Annotated in this window: 15 protein-coding genes; 11 read left to right on the forward strand and 4 right to left on the reverse strand. The window is 72.7% G+C overall.

From position 1 onward, the window contains the following. Window positions 1-135 precede the first annotated feature (135 nt). The 10 genes from ACH4D3_RS29940 (at window position 136) to ACH4D3_RS29985 (ending at window position 8,705) form a co-directional block, all read left to right on the forward strand. Window positions 136-1,230, forward strand: a complete 1,095-nt coding sequence (locus ACH4D3_RS29940) for a Rossmann-like and DUF2520 domain-containing protein (protein ID WP_398328310.1) — start codon at window positions 136-138, stop codon at window positions 1,228-1,230. Then, window positions 1,227-2,240: a pantoate--beta-alanine ligase gene (gene panC, locus ACH4D3_RS29945; protein ID WP_398328313.1), complete on the forward strand. Its 1,014-nt coding sequence runs from the start codon at window positions 1,227-1,229 to the stop codon at window positions 2,238-2,240. Before ACH4D3_RS29940 ends, panC begins: the two co-directional genes overlap by 4 nt. Beyond that, window positions 2,237-3,979 carry an L-aspartate oxidase gene (locus tag ACH4D3_RS29950; protein WP_398328316.1) on the forward strand — a complete coding sequence of 581 codons (1,743 nt, stop codon included), beginning with the start codon at window positions 2,237-2,239 and terminating at the stop codon, window positions 3,977-3,979. Before panC ends, ACH4D3_RS29950 begins: the two co-directional genes overlap by 4 nt. Window positions 3,980-3,984: 5 nt before the next feature. Continuing rightward, window positions 3,985-4,974: a carboxylating nicotinate-nucleotide diphosphorylase gene (gene nadC / locus ACH4D3_RS29955; protein ID WP_398328469.1), complete on the forward strand. Its 990-nt coding sequence runs from the start codon at window positions 3,985-3,987 to the stop codon at window positions 4,972-4,974. A 5-nt stretch (window positions 4,975-4,979) separates the two neighbouring features. Beyond that, on the forward strand, window positions 4,980-5,777 hold the full coding sequence (locus tag ACH4D3_RS29960) for a type III pantothenate kinase (RefSeq protein WP_003975453.1): 798 nt from the start codon (window positions 4,980-4,982) through the stop codon (window positions 5,775-5,777). A gap of 377 nt (window positions 5,778-6,154) precedes the next feature. Next, the gene (locus ACH4D3_RS29965) at window positions 6,155-6,796 is read left to right on the forward strand and encodes a hypothetical protein (protein ID WP_398328319.1); all 642 of its coding nucleotides are present in this window, start codon (window positions 6,155-6,157) and stop codon (window positions 6,794-6,796) included. A gap of 23 nt (window positions 6,797-6,819) precedes the next feature. Continuing rightward, window positions 6,820-6,999, forward strand: a complete 180-nt coding sequence (locus ACH4D3_RS29970; RefSeq protein ID WP_011028944.1) for a membrane protein — start codon at window positions 6,820-6,822, stop codon at window positions 6,997-6,999. 147 nt (window positions 7,000-7,146) lie between these two features. Continuing rightward, complete coding sequence (locus tag ACH4D3_RS29975) at window positions 7,147-7,545, forward strand: BlaI/MecI/CopY family transcriptional regulator (RefSeq protein WP_398328472.1); 399 nt, start codon at window positions 7,147-7,149, stop codon at window positions 7,543-7,545. Window positions 7,546-7,554: 9 nt separating this feature from the next. Beyond that, a complete protein-coding gene (locus ACH4D3_RS29980; RefSeq protein WP_398328322.1) occupies window positions 7,555-8,064 on the forward strand; it encodes an amino-acid N-acetyltransferase in 510 nt (169 codons plus the stop codon). 305 nt (window positions 8,065-8,369) lie between these two features. After that, window positions 8,370-8,705, forward strand: coding sequence for an Lsr2 family protein (locus ACH4D3_RS29985; protein WP_003975458.1), 336 nt, complete (start codon window positions 8,370-8,372; stop codon window positions 8,703-8,705). Here ACH4D3_RS29985 and ACH4D3_RS29990 read toward each other — a convergent pair whose 3' ends face one another. Beyond that, a complete protein-coding gene (locus ACH4D3_RS29990) occupies window positions 8,706-9,416 on the reverse strand; it encodes an SCO3374 family protein (protein ID WP_398328325.1) in 711 nt (236 codons plus the stop codon). A gap of 441 nt (window positions 9,417-9,857) precedes the next feature. Here ACH4D3_RS29990 and ACH4D3_RS29995 point away from each other — a divergent pair, with 441 nt between their 5' ends. Beyond that, entirely contained in the window at window positions 9,858-12,386 is a 2,529-nt protein-coding gene (locus tag ACH4D3_RS29995) for an ATP-dependent Clp protease ATP-binding subunit (RefSeq protein ID WP_398328328.1), read from the forward strand. Between the two features lie 77 nt (window positions 12,387-12,463). On the opposite strand, the gene ACH4D3_RS30000 is transcribed toward ACH4D3_RS29995, so the two are convergent. The 3 genes from ACH4D3_RS30000 to ACH4D3_RS30010 form a co-directional block, all read right to left on the reverse strand. Next, window positions 12,464-15,493: an NACHT domain-containing protein gene (locus ACH4D3_RS30000; protein ID WP_398328331.1), complete on the reverse strand. Its 3,030-nt coding sequence runs from the start codon at window positions 15,491-15,493 to the stop codon at window positions 12,464-12,466. 43 nt (window positions 15,494-15,536) lie between these two features. Next, on the reverse strand, window positions 15,537-16,196 hold the full coding sequence (locus ACH4D3_RS30005; protein WP_398328334.1) for an HAD family acid phosphatase: 660 nt from the start codon (window positions 16,194-16,196) through the stop codon (window positions 15,537-15,539). 141 nt (window positions 16,197-16,337) lie between these two features. Next, complete coding sequence (locus ACH4D3_RS30010; protein WP_398328337.1) at window positions 16,338-18,923, reverse strand: NACHT domain-containing protein; 2,586 nt, start codon at window positions 18,921-18,923, stop codon at window positions 16,338-16,340. Window positions 18,924-18,930 lie beyond the last annotated feature (7 nt).

The following is an 18,930-nucleotide window of genomic DNA, read 5'->3' on the forward strand; positions in this document are numbered from 1 at the left end:
GCGGGGTGTGTGCTCCGGCGCCGCACGGAAACCCACAGCCTGTGGACAACCGGACGTCGCCCGGACCGATCGCGTTAACATGACGAGAAATCGTCCGGTACCCCGAGCGGACTGGAACGGGAAGGCCGCCGTCGCGTGAACACAACCCCACAGGCAGACCCCAAGGACCGCCCCGCGCGGCTCACCGTAGGCGTTGTCGGCGCCGGACGGGTGGGCCCCGCGCTGGCCGCGTCCCTCCAGCTCGCCGGGCACCGCCCGGTGGCCGTCTCCGGGGTCTCCGACGCCTCCAGGAGGCGGGCCGCCGTCCTCCTCCCCGACGTGCCGCTCATGACGCCCGCGGAGGTCCTCCAGCGCGCCGAGCTGGTCCTGCTGACCGTCCCCGACGACGCCCTGCCCGGCCTGGTGACCGGGCTCGCCGAGACGGGGGCGGTGCGTCCGGGCCAGCTGCTGGTGCACACCTCCGGGCGGTACGGGGCGAAGGTCCTGGACCCCGCGCTGCGCGCCGGCGCCCTGCCGCTGGCCCTGCACCCGGCGATGACCTTCACCGGCACCCCGGTGGACGTCCAGCGGCTGGCCGGCTGCTCCTTCGGCGTCACCGCGCCCGAGGAGCTGCGGCTGGCCGCCGAGGCCCTGGTCATCGAGATGGGCGGCGAGCCGGAGTGGATCGCCGAGGACAGGCGCCCGCTGTACCACGCGGCGCTGGCGCTGGGCTCCAACCACCTGATCACCCTCGTCGCCCAGTCCATGGAGCTGCTGCGCACGGCGGGCGTGGCGGCCCCCGACCGGATGCTCGGCCCGCTGCTCGGCGCCTCCCTCGACAACGCGCTGCGCTCCGGCGACGCTGCCCTCACCGGCCCCGTCGCGCGCGGCGACGCGGGCACGGTCGCCGCGCACATCGTGGAGCTGCGCGAACACGCCCCCCAGGCCGTCGCCGGTTACCTGGCGATGGCCCGCGCGACTGCCGACCGCGCCCTGGACCACGGCCTGCTGAAGCCCGAACTCGCCGAGGACCTGCTCGGTGTCCTCGCCGAGAACTCCACGGGCACGCGCCCCACCGGAGCCCCGGCCGCGGACGGCCCCACCGACCCGGAACGCACCCCCGACACCGACACGGGCCCCGAGGGCACCCCCGGGCCGGAAGACAGCCCGCAAGGGGACGGCCCCACCGGCCCTGAAGGCCCGACCGGCACCGACGACCCGACCGGCACCGACGACGGAGACGCGCGATGACGACCCCCACCCCTCCCGTCCTCCTGCGCACCGCCGGCGAGCTGCACGCGCGTGCGCGGCGCGGTCGCCGGGCCGTCGTGATGACCATGGGCGCCCTGCACGAGGGCCACGCCACCCTGATCCGCACGGCGCGCGACATCGCCGGACCGGACGGCGAGGTCGTCGTCACGGTCTTCGTGAACCCGCTCCAGTTCGGCGCCGGCGAGGACCTCGACCGCTACCCGCGCACCCTGGACGCCGACCTGGAGATCGCCGGACGCGCGGGTGCCGACGCCGTCTTCGCCCCCGCCGTCGACGAGGTCTACCCGGGCGGTGAACCCCAGGTGCGCATCACCGCGGGCCCGATGGGCGAACGCCTGGAGGGCGCCTCCCGCCCCGGCCACTTCGACGGCATGCTCACCGTCGTCGCCAAGCTGCTCCACCTCACCCGCCCCGACCTCGCCCTCTACGGCCAGAAGGACGCCCAGCAGCTCGCGCTGATCCGCCGCATGGTCCGCGACCTGAACTTCGGCGTGGAGATCGTCGGCGTCCCCACCGTGCGCGAGGAGGACGGCCTCGCCCTGTCCAGCCGCAACCGCTTCCTCTCGACGCCGGAGCGCCGCACCGCCCTCGCGCTCTCCCAGGCCCTCTTCGCGGGGCTGGACCGGCACGCCGCCCAGGAGGCGCTGTGCGCGAGGGCCCGCGAGGTCCCCGCCACCCAGGCCCGCGCCGAGGCGCTCAGCGCCCTGGGCGAGTCCCGCGCGGCGGCCGACGCCCACGCCGTCGCAACCTCCGCCCCCGGCAGCGCCACGGCCGTCCGGGAGGCCGCCCGCCTGGTGCTGGACGACGCCGCCCGGGCCACCCCGCCCCTGGAGCTGGACTACCTCGCCCTGGTCGACCCGTCCGACTTCACCGAGATCGGCGACGACCACACCGGCGAGGCCGTCCTCGCCGTCGCCGCCCGGGTCGGCGCGACCCGCCTGATCGACAACGTCCACCTCACCTTCGGACCCCTCGGAGCCGCCTCGTGACCAGCACAGGCATACGACTGCACGCCCCCGCGCCCGGCTGGGCGATCGCCGCGGACGTGGTGGTCGTCGGCTCCGGCGTCGCGGGCCTCACCGCGGCACTGCGCTGCGAGTCCGCCGGTCTGCGGACCGTCGTCGTCACCAAGGCCCGCCTGGACGACGGCTCCACCCGCTGGGCCCAGGGCGGTGTCGCCGCGGCCCTCGGCGAGGGCGACACACCCGAGCAGCACCTGGACGACACCCTGGTCGCCGGCGCCGGCCTGTGCGACGAGGAAGCGGTCCGCATCCTGGTCACCGAGGGCCCCGACGCCGTACGCCGGCTCATCGCGACCGGTGCGCACTTCGACGAGTCCGCCGAGGGCGGCCTGGCCCTCACCCGCGAGGGCGGCCACCACCGCCGCCGCATCGCCCACGCGGGCGGCGACGCCACGGGCGCCGAGATCTCCCGCGCCCTGGTCGAGGCGGTACGCGCGCGAGGGCTGCGCACGGTGGAGAACGCGCTCGTCCTGGACCTCCTCACGGACGCCGAGGGCCGTACCGCGGGCGTCACCCTGCACGTCATGGGCGAGGGCCAGCACGACGGCGTCGGGGCGGTCCACGCCCCCGCGGTCGTCCTCGCCACCGGCGGCATGGGCCAGGTCTTCTCGGCGACGACGAACCCCTCCGTCTCCACGGGCGACGGAGTGGCCCTCGCCCTGCGCGCCGGCGCCGAGGTGAGCGATCTCGAATTCGTCCAGTTCCACCCCACCGTCCTCTTCCTGGGCCCGGACGCCGAGGGCCAGCAGCCCCTGGTCTCCGAGGCGGTACGCGGCGAGGGCGCCCACCTGGTGGACGCGGACGGCGTGCGCTTCATGATCGGGCAGCACGAACTCGCGGAACTCGCCCCGCGGGACATCGTCGCGAAGGCCATCACACGCCGTATGCAGGAGCACGGCGCCGACCACATGTACCTGGACGCCCGCCACTTCGGCAGGACGATGTGGGAGCACCGCTTCCCCACGATCCTGGCCGCCTGCCGCGCACACGGCATCGACCCGGTCACCGAACCGGTCCCCGTCGCCCCGGCCGCCCACTACGCCTCGGGCGGCGTCCGCACCGACGCCCGCGGCCGTACGACGGTCCCCGGCCTGTACGCCTGCGGCGAGGTCGCCTGCACGGGCGTGCACGGCGCCAACCGCCTGGCCTCCAACTCCCTCCTCGAGGGCCTGGTCTACGCCGAACGCATCGCGGCCGACATAGCGGCCGCCCACACGGCCGGCACCCTGCACGCGCGCGTACCGGCCCCCCTCCCGCACCCGGACCACCCGCGGCACCCGCAGCACCCGCTCCTCCCTCCCGAGGCGCGCCTCACCATCCAGCGGATCATGACGGAGGGCGCCGGAGTCCTGCGCTCGGCGGACTCCCTCACGCGCGCGGCCGACCGGCTGCAGGGCCTCCACGCCGAGGCCCGCGAGGCCCTGCACGAGCACGGCAAGACCGCCGAACCCGGTGTCGACACCTGGGAGGCCACCAACCTCCTGTGCGTGGCCCGCGTCCTGGTCGCCGCGGCGGCACGGCGCGAGGAGACCCGCGGCTGCCACTGGCGCGAGGACCACGCGGACCGCGACGACACCACATGGCGCCGCCACGTCGTCGTACGGCTGAACCCGGATCGCACCCTCGCCGTGCACACCACGGACACGCCAGAATTCCCCCCGACCGTCCACGGCGCCCAGCCGACGCACCGTCCCCAGGAGCAGTGACAGCAGTGAACCCCTCCGACCCCACCGAACTCCCCCTCGCCTCCGGCGGAGGCTGCGGCGACGGCTGCGCCTGCGGCGCGGACACCGAAGAAGACGCCTACATGGAGTGCGGCCTCGACCCGTCCCTCGCCGCCCTCCTGCTGGACTCCGGACTCGACCCCGTCGAGGTCGAGGACATCGCGAACGTCGCCATCCAGGAGGACCTGGCCGGCGGCGTGGACGTGACGACGGTGGCGACCATCCCCGAGGACGCCGTGGCCACGGCCGACTTCACCGCCCGCGAGGCGGGCGTCGTGGCGGGCCTCAGGGTCGCCGAGGCGGTGCTGTCGGTCGTCTGCACGGACGAGTTCGAGGTGGAGCGCCACGTAGAGGACGGCGACCGCGTCCAGGAGGGCCAGAAGCTCCTCTCCGTCACCACCCGCACCCGCGACATCCTGACCGCCGAGCGCAGCGCGCTGAACCTCCTGTGCCGCATGTCGGGCATCGCGTCGGCCACGCGCGCGTGGGCGGACGCCCTGGACGGCACGAAGGCCAAGGTCCGCGACACCCGCAAGACGACGCCGGGCCTGCGCGGCCTGGAGAAGTTCGCGGTCCGCTGCGGCGGCGGCGTCAACCACCGCATGTCCCTCTCGGACGCGGCCCTGGTCAAGGACAACCACGTGGTCGCCGCGGGCGGCGTCGCCGAGGCCTTCAACGCGGTGCGCGAGAGCTTCCCCGAGGTGCCCATCGAGGTCGAGGTCGACACCCTGCACCAACTGCGCGAGGTGGTGGACGCGGGCGCCGACCTGATCCTCCTGGACAACTTCACCCCCGCCGAGTGCGAGGAGGCGGTGGCCCTGGTCGCCGGCCGGGCCGCACTGGAGGCCTCGGGCCGCCTGACCCTCACCAATGCCAAGGCGTACGCGGCCACGGGCGTCGACTACCTCGCCGTGGGCGCCCTGACCCACAGCTCCCCGATCCTGGACATCGGCCTGGACCTGCGAGCTGCGGAGTAGACGCCATGCTGCTGACGATCGACGTAGGCAACACGCACACCGTCCTCGGCCTCTTCGACGGCGAGGACATCGTCGAGCACTGGCGCATCTCCACGGACTCGCGCCGCACGGCCGACGAACTGGCGGTGCTCCTCCAGGGCCTCATGGGCATGCATCCCCTCCTCGGCGACGAGCTGGGCGACGGCATCGACGGCATCGCCATCTGCGCGACGGTCCCCTCCGTCCTCCACGAACTCCGCGAGGTCACCCGCCGCTACTACGGCGACGTCCCCGCGGTCCTCGTCGAACCGGGCGTCAAGACCGGCGTCCCGATCCTCACCGACCACCCCAAGGAGGTCGGCGCCGACCGCATCATCAACGCGGTCGCCGCGGTCGAGCTGTACGGCGGCCCGGCGATCGTCGTCGACTTCGGCACGGCGACGACGTTCGACGCGGTCAGCGCGCGCGGGGAGTACATCGGTGGCGTCATCGCGCCCGGCATCGAGATCTCGGTCGAGGCGCTGGGCGTCAAGGGCGCCCAGCTCCGCAAGATCGAGGTGGCCCGTCCGCGCAGCGTGATCGGCAAGAACACGGTCGAGGCGATGCAGTCCGGCATCGTGTACGGCTTCGCCGGCCAGGTCGACGGCGTCGTCAACCGCATGGCGCGGGAGCTGGCCGACGACCCGGACGACGTGACGGTCATCGCGACGGGCGGGCTGGCGCCGATGGTGCTGGGCGAGTCCTCGGTCATCGACGAGCACGAGCCGTGGCTGACGCTGATGGGTCTGCGCCTGGTGTACGAGCGCAACGTGTCGCGCATGTAGGCGCCCCCGGGGTGGGTGCGGGCGCGAGGGGGACGCGGCCCGGCGTTGCGGGGTGCCGCTGCGCCCACCCGTGCCGCCCCAGCGGCACGACTGCCCGCAGCCAGGTAGGTACGGCGAGAAGGGGTCGGGTCGGGGGGTGTCCGCCCGCAGTGGTTGGCGCGTCAACGCCCCGAGCCTTTTCAAGTGACCGATTTCGCGCCGTTCCGAGGACGGACACCCCCCGGCGCGGCCCCGACCCACCCACCGCACGCACCGCGCACGGCGCACCCCCACCGAACCCGCGCAGGCCGCCGCAGGCACCCGCATCCGGGTGGGGGTGTGCGCCACACCCGCGCACCCTATGCGGGGTTTGTCTGATTAGCGCGTATCGTCGCCGCATGCCCACGCCCTACGGACCCCGCGGCGGCATGGCGTTCGGTGCTCAGGAGCTTCGCGTGCTCCGCCGAGCCCTCGCCCTCGCCCTGAACCCCAGCCCGGTCTCGGCCCAGGAGGCCCAGGACTGCCTCCACCTCGCAGACTCGCTCGACGAGGCGATGCGGGAGGGCGCCAGGCTGCGCGCCTTCCTGACGGCCGACCTGGCCCGGTACAGGGCCGCCCTCCCCGGCACCGCCACCGGCTACCTCGCGCTCCTGGACGAGGCGCTGGGCGCCGGCCACCGTCCCGGCGCGGACGACCTGGCTGCCCTGGGCGCCCTGCGCGGCAACCCCGCCGCAGCCGCCCTCCTGGCCCGCTGCGCCCCCGGGACGGCCGCCGCGTCCACCGAGGCCACGTCCGCCACCGCCACCGTCACCCTCCCCGCCGCCCGCACCCGCCTCCACGCCGTCCCCGGCGGCCGCCAGTCCGGCAAGGAGCCCCCGCAGAAGCCCGCCGAGAAACCGGCCCCCCGTCCGGCCCCCGCCCCCGCCCCCGCGACCCCCAAGCGCCCCGTCCCCACCCCCGGCGAGGTCTTCCCGCCCCGCAAGCCCGCCCCGCCGGCCCCGCCCGCCCCGGACTCCCGGCACCACCTGGCCGCCGGCTGACGGCCCCTGGCTACCCTGGTCCCATGGACTACGTCTCCGCGCTCCTGCCCCCGGCCGTCATGGCCGTCTTCTTCATCGGCTTGATCCGGGTGATCGTGAAGACCCAGGGCGGCGCCAACAAGGCCAAGGAGGACGCGGTCGTCGACGCCGCCCTCGCACGGGCGGAGGGCGCCCGCCAGCAGTCCCCCCACCCCGAGGCCTGACCTACCCCGGACCCGCGTACGGCTCCCGCGTACGGCTCCCTCTTCCGAGGAGCCGTACGCCCCTTTTGTGCCGTTTTCCGGCGAAGGCGCACGTCCGGCACGCGATCGATCCGATCTCCCACTATCGTTCGAAGCGTGCCTCGCCCATTGGGAGAACTCGAAGACACGGTCATGACGAGGGTGTGGAAGTGGAACCGCCCCGTGACCGTTCGAGAAGTCCTGGAAGACCTGCAACAGGAACGGTCCATCGCGTACACCACCGTGATGACCGTTTTGGACAATCTCCATCAGAAGGGCTGGGTGCGCCGCGAGTCCGAAGGCCGGGCCTATCGATATGAGGCGGTCTCCACTCGCGCCGCCTACGCCGCCGCCCTCATGAACGACGCCTGGTCCCAGAGCGACAACCCCGCCGCCGCCCTCGTCGCCTTCTTCGGCATGATGAGCGAGGAACAGCGCCAGGCGCTCGGAGACGCCATCCGCATCGTGCAGGGACCCGAAACCCCCGCGCCGGGACCCGGCGCGGTAGCGGACGGCGGCGAGCGATAGCGTCCCCACATGTCAAATGCCATCAGCGTCCGGCGGGCCCGCACCAGGGATGTCCCGGACGTACGCCGGCTCCTCGACACCTACGTCCGTGACCGTATCCTGCTCGACAAAGCGATGGTGACGCTTTACGAGAGCATCCAGGAGTTCTGGGTCGCGGAACGGGACGACAACGCCGAGGTGGTCGGCTGCGGCGCGCTGCACGTGATGTGGGAAGACCTCGCGGAAGTGCGGACTCTCGCGGTGAAGCCCGGCCTGAAGGGCGCGGGCGTCGGCCACAAGCTGCTGGAGAAGTTGCTGGACACGGCACGCCGGCTCGGTGTTCGCCGCGTTTTCTGTCTGACCTTCGAAGTGGACTTCTTCGGCAAGCACGGCTTCGTGGAGATCGGGGAGACGCCGGTCGACGCCGATGTGTACGCGGAGCTGCTGCGTTCCTATGACGAGGGCGTTGCGGAGTTCCTGGGGCTCGAACGAGTGAAACCGAACACCTTGGGCAACAGCCGGATGCTTCTGCATCTGTGATCGCCGCCCGACGGTAGGCATCCGCCGCCCCGGACAGTCCTTCGCGAGCCGTTCGCGAGTCCTTCGCAGTCGTTCGCAGCCGTTCGAGGTTTATTCCACCCACGTGCCCTTCATGGGTTCCCTATGTCCGAAACGCGCATGTTTCCGGCCCGGAGTCGAGCTACCGGTCTCTGCCGGGGGTTTGTGTTTTTCCGGCAAAAGCGGTTTGCTTTCCGGCGTACTGCTGTACTGCATATAACAAGGGACGGCGATACGGCGGACGCCGACGGACCCCGGCCCTCAAGTTATCGATGAAAGGAAATCCGGTGGCACAGAAGGTTCAGGTCCTTCTTGTCGACGACCTCGACGGCGGCGAGGCAGACGAGACCGTGACGTTCGCACTGGACGGCAAGACCTACGAGATCGACCTCACCACCGCCAACGCGGACAAGCTCCGTGGTCTTCTCGATCCGTACCTGAAGGGTGGCCGCCGTACCGGTGGCCGTGCCTCTGGCGGCCGCGGCAAGGCGCGCGCCGCTTCCGGGGGCAGCCAGGACACCGCGGCGATCCGCGCCTGGGCCAAGGAGAACGGCTGGGACGTCAACGACCGCGGCCGCGTCCCCGCGAAGGTCCGCGAGGCGTACGAGCAGGCCAACGGCTGATCACCCGACCCGCGCCACCGGCCACGCCCGCGGCGGGCAGTCGGTGGTGAGCCGGACCCGGTGGCACTGCGTGGCCAGCGTGCGCACCAGCCGGACGAGATCCAGGGCGGTTCCGGCGCGGCCGAGGGCCGACAGCGTCGGCAGCGAGGCCCCCACCTCGCACCCCGGCTCCGGGGGCCGCAGCCAGACGGCGGCCCCCCGCACGCCGTCGCGCTCCGGGGGACGCGGCGGCGGCCCGGCCGGGCGGGGCACCGGGACGACCGCGCGGGGCTCCGGGACGACCGGGACGAGGGGCGCCTCCACGAGGCCGTCCGCCCCCACCGCCGTCAGGTCGAGCGCCAGCGAGCCCCACTCCAGCCACTCCAGCAGCCCGGGCAGCTCCTCCGCGCCGCCCGCCGCCACGAGCAGCAGCATCCGCTCGCCCCGGACGGCCACCGGGAATCCCTGCGGACCCCGTCCGGACCACCCGAGCCGCTCCAGCGTCGCGTACCCCGCGGCGGCCGGCACGTCCAGGACGTCGAAGCGGACGCCCGTGCGCAGCCGCAGCGGCTCCCCGGGCGCCGTCGGCCACCCGAGCACGCTCTCGTACCACCACCGTGTCCGCTCCCGGACCGAGCCGCCGTTCCCGGTGGGCCGGCGGGGCGACGGCACAACGGCGGACGCGGGAGCGACAGGGGCCGGGTCCGGGTCCGGGTGCGAGGCGCCAACCATGCCAAGTGCAACAGTCGAAAGAGCACTCGGGTTACGCTGGGTGGCGAAACGAATGCACAGAGTGCTGAAGCAGGGCGGCAAGAGGGGGCGTGCGGGGGTGCGGGGAGGCGCAAGGTTGTTCGCCCGTAGCGGAGGGAACCGGTGCGCGCGGCATGGAGTGTCAGTCCCCGCGGGTAAGACATCCCTAGTGGGAGGGGGCGACATGCAGATCGGGCCGTCTCGCGTTCGCCATCGGCGTACTGGCGAGTGGGGTAAGTGCCTGGCCTGCGGGAACATCGTCTCGCACCATCGGGTTGTGGCAGATGTCGGCGTCAGGGGTCAGGAGGCCATCGACGGTGTCGGCAGTTGGAATGAGCGGTCCCCGCTTGCGGGACTAAGCTGCGGAAGGACAGGGAGGGGAAGTTCCCCTTACTGCCTGACCGCTCTGAGGAGCGATTAACGATGTTCGAGAGGTTCACCGACCGCGCGCGGCGGGTTGTCGTCCTGGCTCAGGAAGAAGCCCGGATGCTCAACCACAACTACATCGGCACCGAGCACATCCTCCTGGGCCTGATCCACGAGGGTGAGGGTGTCGCCGCCAAGGCCCTTGAGAGCCTCGGGATTTCGCTCGAGGCGGTCCGCCAGCAGGTGGAGGAGATCATCGGCCAGGGCCAGCAGGCCCCGTCCGGCCACATCCCCTTCACCCCCCGTGCCAAGAAGGTTCTGGAGCTGTCGCTCCGCGAGGCCCTCCAGCTGGGCCACAACTACATCGGCACGGAGCACATCCTGCTCGGCCTGATCCGCGAGGGCGAGGGCGTCGCCGCCCAGGTCCTGGTCAAGCTGGGCGCAGATCTGAACCGGGTGCGGCAGCAGGTCATCCAGCTGCTCTCCGGCTACCAGGGCAAGGAGACCGCCACCGCCGGCGGTCCTGCGGAGGGCACCCCCTCCACGTCCCTGGTCCTCGACCAGTTCGGCCGGAACCTCACCCAGGCCGCTCGTGAGTCCAAGCTCGACCCGGTCATCGGGCGCGAGAAGGAGATCGAGCGGGTCATGCAGGTGCTGTCCCGCCGTACGAAGAACAACCCGGTGCTCATCGGTGAGCCCGGCGTCGGCAAGACCGCCGTCGTCGAGGGCCTCGCGCAGGCCATCGTCAAGGGCGAGGTGCCCGAGACCCTCAAGGACAAGCACCTCTACACCCTGGACCTCGGCGCCCTGGTCGCCGGCTCCCGCTACCGCGGTGACTTCGAGGAGCGCCTGAAGAAGGTGCTCAAGGAGATCCGCACCCGCGGCGACATCATCCTGTTCATCGACGAGCTGCACACGCTGGTCGGTGCGGGTGCCGCCGAGGGCGCCATCGACGCCGCGTCGATCCTCAAGCCGATGCTGGCCCGCGGTGAGCTGCAGACCATCGGTGCGACCACGCTGGACGAGTACCGCAAGCACCTGGAGAAGGACGCGGCCCTCGAGCGCCGCTTCCAGCCGATCCAGGTCGCGGAGCCGTCGCTGCCGCACACGATCGAGATCCTCAAGGGCCTGCGCGACCGCTACGAGGCCCACCACCGCGTCTCCATCACGGACGAGGCCCTCGTCCAGGCGGCGACGCTCGCCGACCGCTACATCTCGGACCGCTTCCTGCCGGACAAGGCGATCGACCTGATCGACGAGGCCGGATCCCGGATGCGCATCCGCCGGATGACCGCGCCGCCGGACCTCCGCGAGTTCGACGAGAAGATCGCCGGCGTCCGCCGCGACAAGGAGTCCGCGATCGACTCGCAGGACTTCGAGAAGGCCGCCTCCCTGCGCGACAAGGAGAAGCAGCTCCTCGCCGCGAAGGCCAAGCGGGAGAAGGAGTGGAAGGCCGGCGACATGGACGTCGTCGCCGAGGTCGACGGCGAGCTGATCGCCGAGGTCCTCGCCACGGCGACGGGCATCCCGGTCTTCAAGCTCACGGAGGAGGAGTCCTCCCGCCTGCTGCGCATGGAGGACGAGCTCCACAAGCGGGTCATCGGCCAGAAGGACGCCGTCAAGGCGCTCTCGAAGGCGATCCGCCGTACCCGTGCCGGCCTGAAGGACCCGAAGCGTCCCGGTGGCTCGTTCATCTTCGCCGGCCCGTCCGGCGTCGGTAAGACCGAGCTGTCCAAGGCCCTGGCGGAGTTCCTCTTCGGTGACGAGGACGCGCTGATCTCCCTCGACATGTCGGAGTTCAGCGAGAAGCACACGGTCTCGCGCCTCTTCGGTTCGCCCCCCGGATACGTGGGCTACGAGGAGGGCGGTCAGCTGACGGAGAAGGTCCGCCGCAAGCCGTTCTCGGTCGTCCTCTTCGACGAGGTCGAGAAGGCCCACCCGGACATCTTCAACAGCCTTCTCCAGATCCTGGAGGACGGTCGCCTGACCGACTCCCAGGGCCGGGTCGTGGACTTCAAGAACACGGTCATCATCATGACGACCAACCTCGGCACCCGGGACATCTCCAAGGGCTTCAACCTCGGCTTCGCCGCCGCGGGTGACAAGAAGTCCAACTACGAGCGCATGAAGAACAAGGTCCAGGACGAGCTCAAGCAGCACTTCCGGCCCGAGTTCCTCAACCGTGTCGACGACGTGGTCGTCTTCCCGCAGCTCAGCCAGGACGACATCCTGCGGATCGTCGACCTGATGATCGACAAGGTGGACGAGCGCCTCAAGGACCGGGACATGGGCATCGAGCTCTCCCAGTCCGCCAAGGAGCTGCTGTCCAAGCGGGGCTACGACCCGGTGCTGGGCGCGCGTCCGCTGCGCCGCACGATCCAGCGCGAGGTCGAGGACTCGCTGTCGGAGAAGATCCTCTTCGGCGAGCTGCGTCCCGGTCACATCGTGGTCGTGGACACCGAGGGCGAGGGCGACGCGGCGACCTTCACCTTCCGGGGTGAGGAGAAGTCGCCCCTCCCCGACGTCCCGCCGATCGAGCAGGCGGCGGGCGGCGGCGCGGGCCCGAACCTGAGCAAGGAGGCGTAGCCCTCCGGGGGTGAGCCGAGAAAGGGGCTGCCTGGGACCGAGGTCCCGGGCAGCCCCTTTCGTCATGCCCGCGTCCCTCACTGCAGGGTCACGTCGGCGTCGGGGAAGAGGGCGGCGAGGCGGGCGCCGTCGAGTGAGGCGCCGGGGGCGGCCTGAAGGGTCACTGTCCGCATGTCGGGGAGACGCGGCGCGAGGACCGAGATGTCCTGACCCCCGTCCAGGGCTATGAGGCCGAGTTCCTCGACGCCCGGCAGCGTGGGCATCACCTCGATGCTGTCGGGGAAGAGGGAGCCGTGCAGGTAGAGGAGAGCGAGCTGCGGCAGTCGCCGGATCTCCGCCCAGTCCTCGGCGGTGAGCTGCGTGGCCGGGGACAGGTACAGGGCCTGAAGAGTCTTCCAGCGGGAAAGACCCCGAAGACCGGTACCGGCGATGGCGTCGTCGCCGAGGTAGAGGTACTGCAAGGGTGCGTCCGCGGGGAGGGAAGCCGTCAGCCGCGTGCCGGGGAGCCGTCGCGCCACCGTCAGATGGGTGACCGAGGACAGGTCCGAGAGGCCGGTGAGACCGGCGGTCCGGTTGATCAGGAGAGCCGTGAGCGACAGACGCGTGAGCGGTCCCAGGTCCCGGGCCCGATCGCAGTCGATCAGCAGGAGCCGCAGGGACGTGAAGGCCGACAGGGCACCCAGCTCGGTCACCTCGGAGTTGTTGACGAGCTGTAGTTCTTCGACCGCCCCCGGCTCCGCCACACAGTCGATGATCTCGGTCGTCGGGTGTGCCCCGAGGAACGTGAGGTGGGTCCACGGTCCCATCACGGGGAGCGCCTCGCGCTGGGCCTTGGTCCGGCACGTCAGGAACAGGGCCGTCCGGTCCAGGTGGTCCAGCACCTCCGTCGCGTACTCCCGCGCCTCGAACCGGTCCCACGTCCCCACCAGCTGCCGCCGCACATCGAGCGAGGGGTGCTCCCGGTACCGGCGCAGTACGGCCAGGGCCCCGGTCGGCTCGTGCACGGCCAGCAGGGAGGCGGCGACCGCGACCCCGTGCGCCTCGGCGTCCGTCAGCCCCTCCGGGCCCGGCAGCAGCTCCAGTACCAGCGGACCGGCATCCGCCAGGGCCTTCGCGTCCTCCTTCGAGCCCGGCGGGATCAGCGCCCCCGCCCGCGCCTCCACCTCCGCCCGTACCGCCGGGTCCAGGGCCGTCGCGTGCTCCAGGCAGGCCAGGGCCAGCAGGGTCAGCCGGGGGACGTCCTCCTTCAGCAGCCGGCGCAGCAGCATCGTCCGCTCGCCCGGACGGGCGTGGGCCACCGCCATGCGGATGACGTCCTCCCACTGGGTGTCGCCCGCCCGGCCCGCGAGAACGTCGAGATGGCCCTCCTCGACCGCGTACCGCGCGCCCAGGTAGTCCTGGAAGGTGCGGTGGACGAAGTCCAGTGAACCCTCGCCGGGCTGCCGGAGGAGCCCGCTGCGCAGGACCAGCGCCCGCAGGACCGTCGCCGCGTCGCCCTGCCCCGCCGCCGAGGCCACCGATGGCAGGGCGCGCTCCACGATGCCCTCGGCGGTCTCCACCGACATCTCCGTGCGCCCGCTCAGCACCAGCGCGTACGCCAGCCGCTGGACCAGCTCCAGCTGGGCCTCCTCGCCCAGCTCCACCGCGTCCATGCCCCGCTCTCGGTCCCGGCGGGCCAGCAGCATGGTGAGGGCGGCGTCGTACAGCTCCTTGCGGCCGGTGGGGAGGTAGCCCCGGCGCTCCCGGTGCAGGGCGCAGATCAGGCCGCACATCAGGGGGTTGGTGGCGAGCCGGGCCAGGTCGCGCTTGGTGCGCAGCGAGTCCAGCAGCCGGGCCTCGAACTCGGGTGCCTCGGCGGCCGCGTGCCAGCGCCGTACGAAGGTCGTCACGTCGTCCCGGCGCATCGGGGTGAGGGCAAGCTCCCGGAAGCCCTCGGCGGCCAGCCAGTCGGGGCGTACGGCGGTGGGGCGGGAGGTGAGCAGCCAGCGGTTGCCCGGGAAGGCACGGACGAGGCCGAGGAGCCAGTCGCGGGTACGGTGCCGTTCCGCGGCGGGGATCTCGTCCAGGCCGTCGACGAGGACCAGGCCCCGGCCGGCGCCCAGCACCCGTTCGGCCCAGCCCTCCGGAGGGGTGAGCGGGCAGCCCACGGCGGTGAGGAAGGCCGCGGGGGAGGGCAGCGCGCCCGCCCGGGTCAGTGTGCGCAGCGGCAGGACGTACGGGACCCGGTCCCCGTCCCGCGCGGCGGTCACCGCCAGCCACTGCACCAGCGTCGTCTTGCCGGAGCCCGCGTCGCCGCGCAGCAGTACGCGGTCGCGGGTGGTCAGCGCCGCCTCGGCGGGGAGGCGGACGGTGCGTTCCGGCTCGGCGTCCTCCCCGGGGAGCGCGGCGTGCTCCTCCTCGGCGGTCGCCTCCAGGCTCAGGTAGGCGACCTCCAACGGCCACCGGTCCGGCGAGTCGCGCAGGTCGATGCCGTAGATGGTGATGCGGTTGTGCCGGTCCGCGACGTAGGGCAGGTAGCGGCGCTCGAACGCCGTGTCCCGGGCGTCGGGCCTGGGGACGCGGGCGATCAGCTCGTCGACCTTGGCGATCAGCTCGGCCTGGCCCCGTGTCTGCGCGACCAGCGTGCGGGCGACGAACGTCGACCGCCGGGTGAAGAACTCCAGGACGTGCAGGCAGGCCCATTCGGTCGCCGAGTCGAGGAAGTGGCGGGCGTCGGTGGAGAGCCCGTCTCCGGAGCCGGCCGCCCGCCGCCGCAGCCGGGCGGCCAGCTCACCGTGTCCGAGGCGCACCGCCTGCACGTCGTCCATGTCCAGGTCGCCGAGGGCGAGGAGCCGCGCGGCCAGGGCGTCGGCCACGGCCTCCTTCTCGTCGCGCGGGAAGGGCGGCTCGCCGGGAGAGTCCAGGGCGGCCCCGACCAGCTTCCCGGCGAGCAGCCGCACCTCCCTCTCGCCCAAGGTGCGCCGCTCGCCGCGGAAGGACACCAGCCGGTCCAGCCGGACCGGCCGGTCGACCAGTCCGGCGCCGGGGCCGCCCGTCACGAACAGCTTCTTCACCAGCGGGGCGACCAGACCGGACGCCAACTTCCCGCCGAGCACCGCCGGTTCCATGCGCCACCCCCGTGGTCGGTCGACGAGGGGAGCATAACGACCGTCAGGACAACTGGCCGTCGTAGTCCGGCAGCTTGAACGTCTTCTCGGCGTGGCCGCCCGACAGGTCGGTGGCGCTGTTGCCGATGTTCGCGATGATCGTGTAGCCGTTCGACTCGATCTCGGCGCGCTGCTCGGTCTTGTACTCGGCGACGTCCTTGAACAGGTCCAGGAAGCCGCGGACGTACAGCCCCGAGGACTCGTACCCGGCGTGGGCGAGGTTCCACTCGGTGGGCGCCTCGATGATGCCGGGGCGGGCGGTCACGAAGAACAGGGCGACGCCGTGCTCCTGGGCGTACTCGGCGACCTCCAGGACCGGCCGGTTGGCGGGCTGGGGGTAGCTGAAGCCGAAGTCCGTCTCCAGGGAGGTGTTGTCGATGTCGAGGACGACGGCCTGCTTCTCACCGGGGGCGGCGTCGGCGATCCGCTCCTTCAGGTACGGCAGCGCCGCGTCCATGACGGCCCGGCAGTCCCGCTGCCAGGTGTCGTAGTCGACGTCGGCGGCGGCCGCGGCGGGCGCCGCCGTGCGGGGCGCCCCGGCGGGGGCGGCGACCGACGGCGTGACCGTCGCGGTGAGCGCCGCCACGGTGACGGCGGACGACGCGGCGACACGCGTCCAGGTGCGGCGCCGGTTCTGTCTGGTCTGTCCGTTCTGAACGGTCATGGGGGGTGGGGTCCTCTCATGCCTGCCTGCGCGGATGCCTGACGGCAAAGTTGTCGCGTGCATGCTTGCCCCAGCAAGTGGCCGGACGGCAACGATTGGGTTACTGAGCAGTAGTCAGTCCCCCGACCTGCGAGCCTGCGCCTACGCCGTGATCTCCACCCCGTCCGGCACGTTCCGCACCCGCGGCAGCCGGGGATTGACCCGCAGCACCCGCAGCCGGGGAAAGCCGGAGAGCCACGAGAGGTCCGTGTCGGGCAGTTCCGCGTTGAGCCACAGGTGGGTCAGCTGGCCGGGGAGCAGCCCCGCCAGGAGTTCCTCGGCCCGCATCACCCCGGCCACCTGGATGCGCGGCCGCCCCCCGAGTTCGCGCAGCGCCGCCAGTTCGGCGGTGTCGGCGACCGGGAAGTAGAGGCCGTCCGGGTCCAGGTGGGCGATGATCTCCTGGGCGTACCGTTCGGTGTCGAAGTGCCGCCAGCCACGGGCCAGTTCGGCGCGCACCGGCAGGGCGGCACGGGAGCGCAGCCGGACCAGGTAGTCGATGGCCGCGTCGTCCTGGACGCGGGTCGCGGTGTAGGCGAGCAGCAGGGCCTGCCGGTCGTCGGGCACCTGGCCCGGGTCGGGCAGCAGTTCGAGCACGATGGGGCCGACCCAGCCGAGTCCCCGGGCGGCCAGCTCGGTCGTCGGGCGTACCAGGTTCTTCGTGCGGTCGTGGACGAGCCGTTGGACGGCCGGGTCGAGTTCGGTGACGTGGTCCAGGCAGGCCGCGGCCATCAGCCTGCGGTGGTTGATCTGCGGACGGCGCAGTCCCGGCGCGGGCGCCAGCAGCCGTTCCAGGAACTGGGCGCACTCCTCGGGGCGGGCGTGGGCGGCGGCCATGCGGATGACCTCCTCCCACTCGGACTGGTGGGCGTGGTCCACCAGCGTGGGGAAGCGGCCGCGGGCCACGATCTCCTTGGCGGCCAGGTAGTCCTGGAAGGTGCGGTGGACGAAGTCGACCGACTCGCCCGACCGTTCGCGCAACAGGCCCGTACGGTGCAGCAGATGCCGGAAGATCTTCGCGCCGTCCCCCTGCGCGCGGGCGGCGGGCATCGCGGGCAGCGCGGCGTCCAGGATGCCGACCGCCCGCTCCCGGGTCAGCTCGGAGGCGTCCTCCTCCAGCATGGCGTGGGCCAGCTTCTGCAGCAGCCGTTCCCTGGTGCTCTGCTGGAGCCGCACGTCGTCGGCGTACAGCACGTCCCGTTCGGGGTCGCGGCGCTGGAGCAGCATCTCCAGGGCGGCGTCGTACAGCTCCTTGCGGCCGCTGGGCAGGGAGCCCGCCCGGTCCCGGTTGAGGGCGCATATCAGGCCGCACATCAGGGGGTTGGTGGCGAGCTGGCGCAGTTCGCGGTAGATCCGTACGGAGTGCAGCAGCCGCTGCTCGTACTCGTCCAGCGTGCTGCGCTCCCGCTCGCGTTCCCGCGGTCCGGGGGAGCGGCTCTGCTCGTCGAGGCGGGCCGCCGAGTGCCAGTCCCGGATGAACCGGGTCACCCGGTCCCGGGACATGGGTGCCAGCGACAGCTCGACGAAGTCCTCCTCGGCCAGCCCGCCGCCCGACAGCCAGCCGTCGGAGACGGCGGAGGGCCGGGAGGTGACCAGGCAGCCGTTGCCGGAGAAGACGCGCAGCAGCCGGCGCAGCCGGTCGCGCAGCTCGCCGCGGGTCTTCTCCGGCGCCTCGTCGATGCCGTCGACCAGCAGCAGCGCCCGGCCCGCGAGCAGGGTGCGCACCACCCACCCCTCCGGAGCCCGGTCGGCGAGCGGGTGCCGGACCGCGTGCAGGAAGTCGTCCGGGGCCGGGAAGCCCTCGCGGGCGAAACGCCGCACGGGCAGCACGAAGGGGATCCGGGAGCCCTCCCGGGCGGCGGCCACGGCCAGCCACTGCACCAGGGTCGTCTTGCCGGAGCCCGCGCCGCCGCGCAGCAGCACCCGGTCGTGGTCCTCCAGGGCGCGGTCCGCGAGCAGCACGGTGCGCTGCTCGTCCTCGGTCTCGCCCACCCCGCCGCTGCGCTCCTCCGCCTCCAGGCTCAGGTAGGTCTCCTCCAGCGGCCAACGGTCGGGCGCGTTGGGGAAGTCCACGCCGACGATGGTCAGCCAGCCGTGCCGCCGGGCCACCCACTCGGCGTACTCGGCCTCGAACGCCACATCCTCCTGGGGCCGTTCGGCATGCCGGGCCGCCGCCTCGGCGTCGCCCAGGTCGACCAGCTGGGCGATCCGGCTCGCCCGTCCCGGCAGTTGCCGCTGGAGGTAGGCGGAGCGCCGCACCAGGTGGTGCAGGACGTGCAGGCACACCGACACCAGCAGCGCGTCGTGGAACCAGGCCGCGTCCGGCGACAGTTCCCGGTCGGCGCCCTGCACCGCGCCCCGCAGCCGCCGCGCGTAGTCCTGCGGTCCCAGCCGTACGGCGTCGGCGTCGGTGACGTCGACCTCGGCGATGGCGAGCAGGGTGCGGGCCAGGACGTCGACGACCGGGGCCAGTTCGGCGGTGGGCGCGGCATGCCGCTCGGCGGCGAGGTGCACCAGGTCGGCGGCGGTGCGGTGGACCTCGTCCGGGGTGGCCGTGGCCCGGGCGCCGCGCCAGGAGACGAGGCCGGGGACCGGTTCGGAGAACACCGGTGGGCGGGCCGGGTCGCGGAAGAGCCGGTGGACGAGGGGGGCGGCGAGACGGGAGGGCGTGCGGACGACGGCATCCATGAAGGTG

It is taken from the genome of Streptomyces sp. NPDC018026 (assembly GCF_044327745.1).
Classification (GTDB): Bacteria; Actinomycetota; Actinomycetes; order Streptomycetales; family Streptomycetaceae; genus Streptomyces; species Streptomyces rubrogriseus.

Excerpts from the sequence above, each read along its gene's own strand:
- ACH4D3_RS29965 (WP_398328319.1), top strand. The coding sequence starts at position 6,155 with ATGCCCACGCCCTACGGACCCCGCGGCGGCATGGCGTTCGGTGCTCAG.
- ACH4D3_RS29980 (WP_398328322.1), top strand. The coding sequence starts at position 7,555 with ATGTCAAATGCCATCAGCGTCCGGCGGGCCCGCACCAGGGATGTCCCG.
- ACH4D3_RS29960 (WP_003975453.1), top strand. The coding sequence starts at position 4,980 with ATGCTGCTGACGATCGACGTAGGCAACACGCACACCGTCCTCGGCCTC.
- ACH4D3_RS29970 (WP_011028944.1), top strand. The coding sequence starts at position 6,820 with ATGGACTACGTCTCCGCGCTCCTGCCCCCGGCCGTCATGGCCGTCTTC.
- panC (WP_398328313.1), top strand. The coding sequence starts at position 1,227 with ATGACGACCCCCACCCCTCCCGTCCTCCTGCGCACCGCCGGCGAGCTG.
- ACH4D3_RS30000 (WP_398328331.1), bottom strand. The coding sequence starts at position 15,493 with ATGGAACCGGCGGTGCTCGGCGGGAAGTTGGCGTCCGGTCTGGTCGCC.
- ACH4D3_RS29995 (WP_398328328.1), top strand. The coding sequence starts at position 9,858 with ATGTTCGAGAGGTTCACCGACCGCGCGCGGCGGGTTGTCGTCCTGGCT.
- ACH4D3_RS30010 (WP_398328337.1), bottom strand. The coding sequence starts at position 18,923 with ATGGATGCCGTCGTCCGCACGCCCTCCCGTCTCGCCGCCCCCCTCGTC.
- ACH4D3_RS29990 (WP_398328325.1), bottom strand. The coding sequence starts at position 9,416 with ATGGTTGGCGCCTCGCACCCGGACCCGGACCCGGCCCCTGTCGCTCCC.
- ACH4D3_RS30005 (WP_398328334.1), bottom strand. The coding sequence starts at position 16,196 with ATGACCGTTCAGAACGGACAGACCAGACAGAACCGGCGCCGCACCTGG.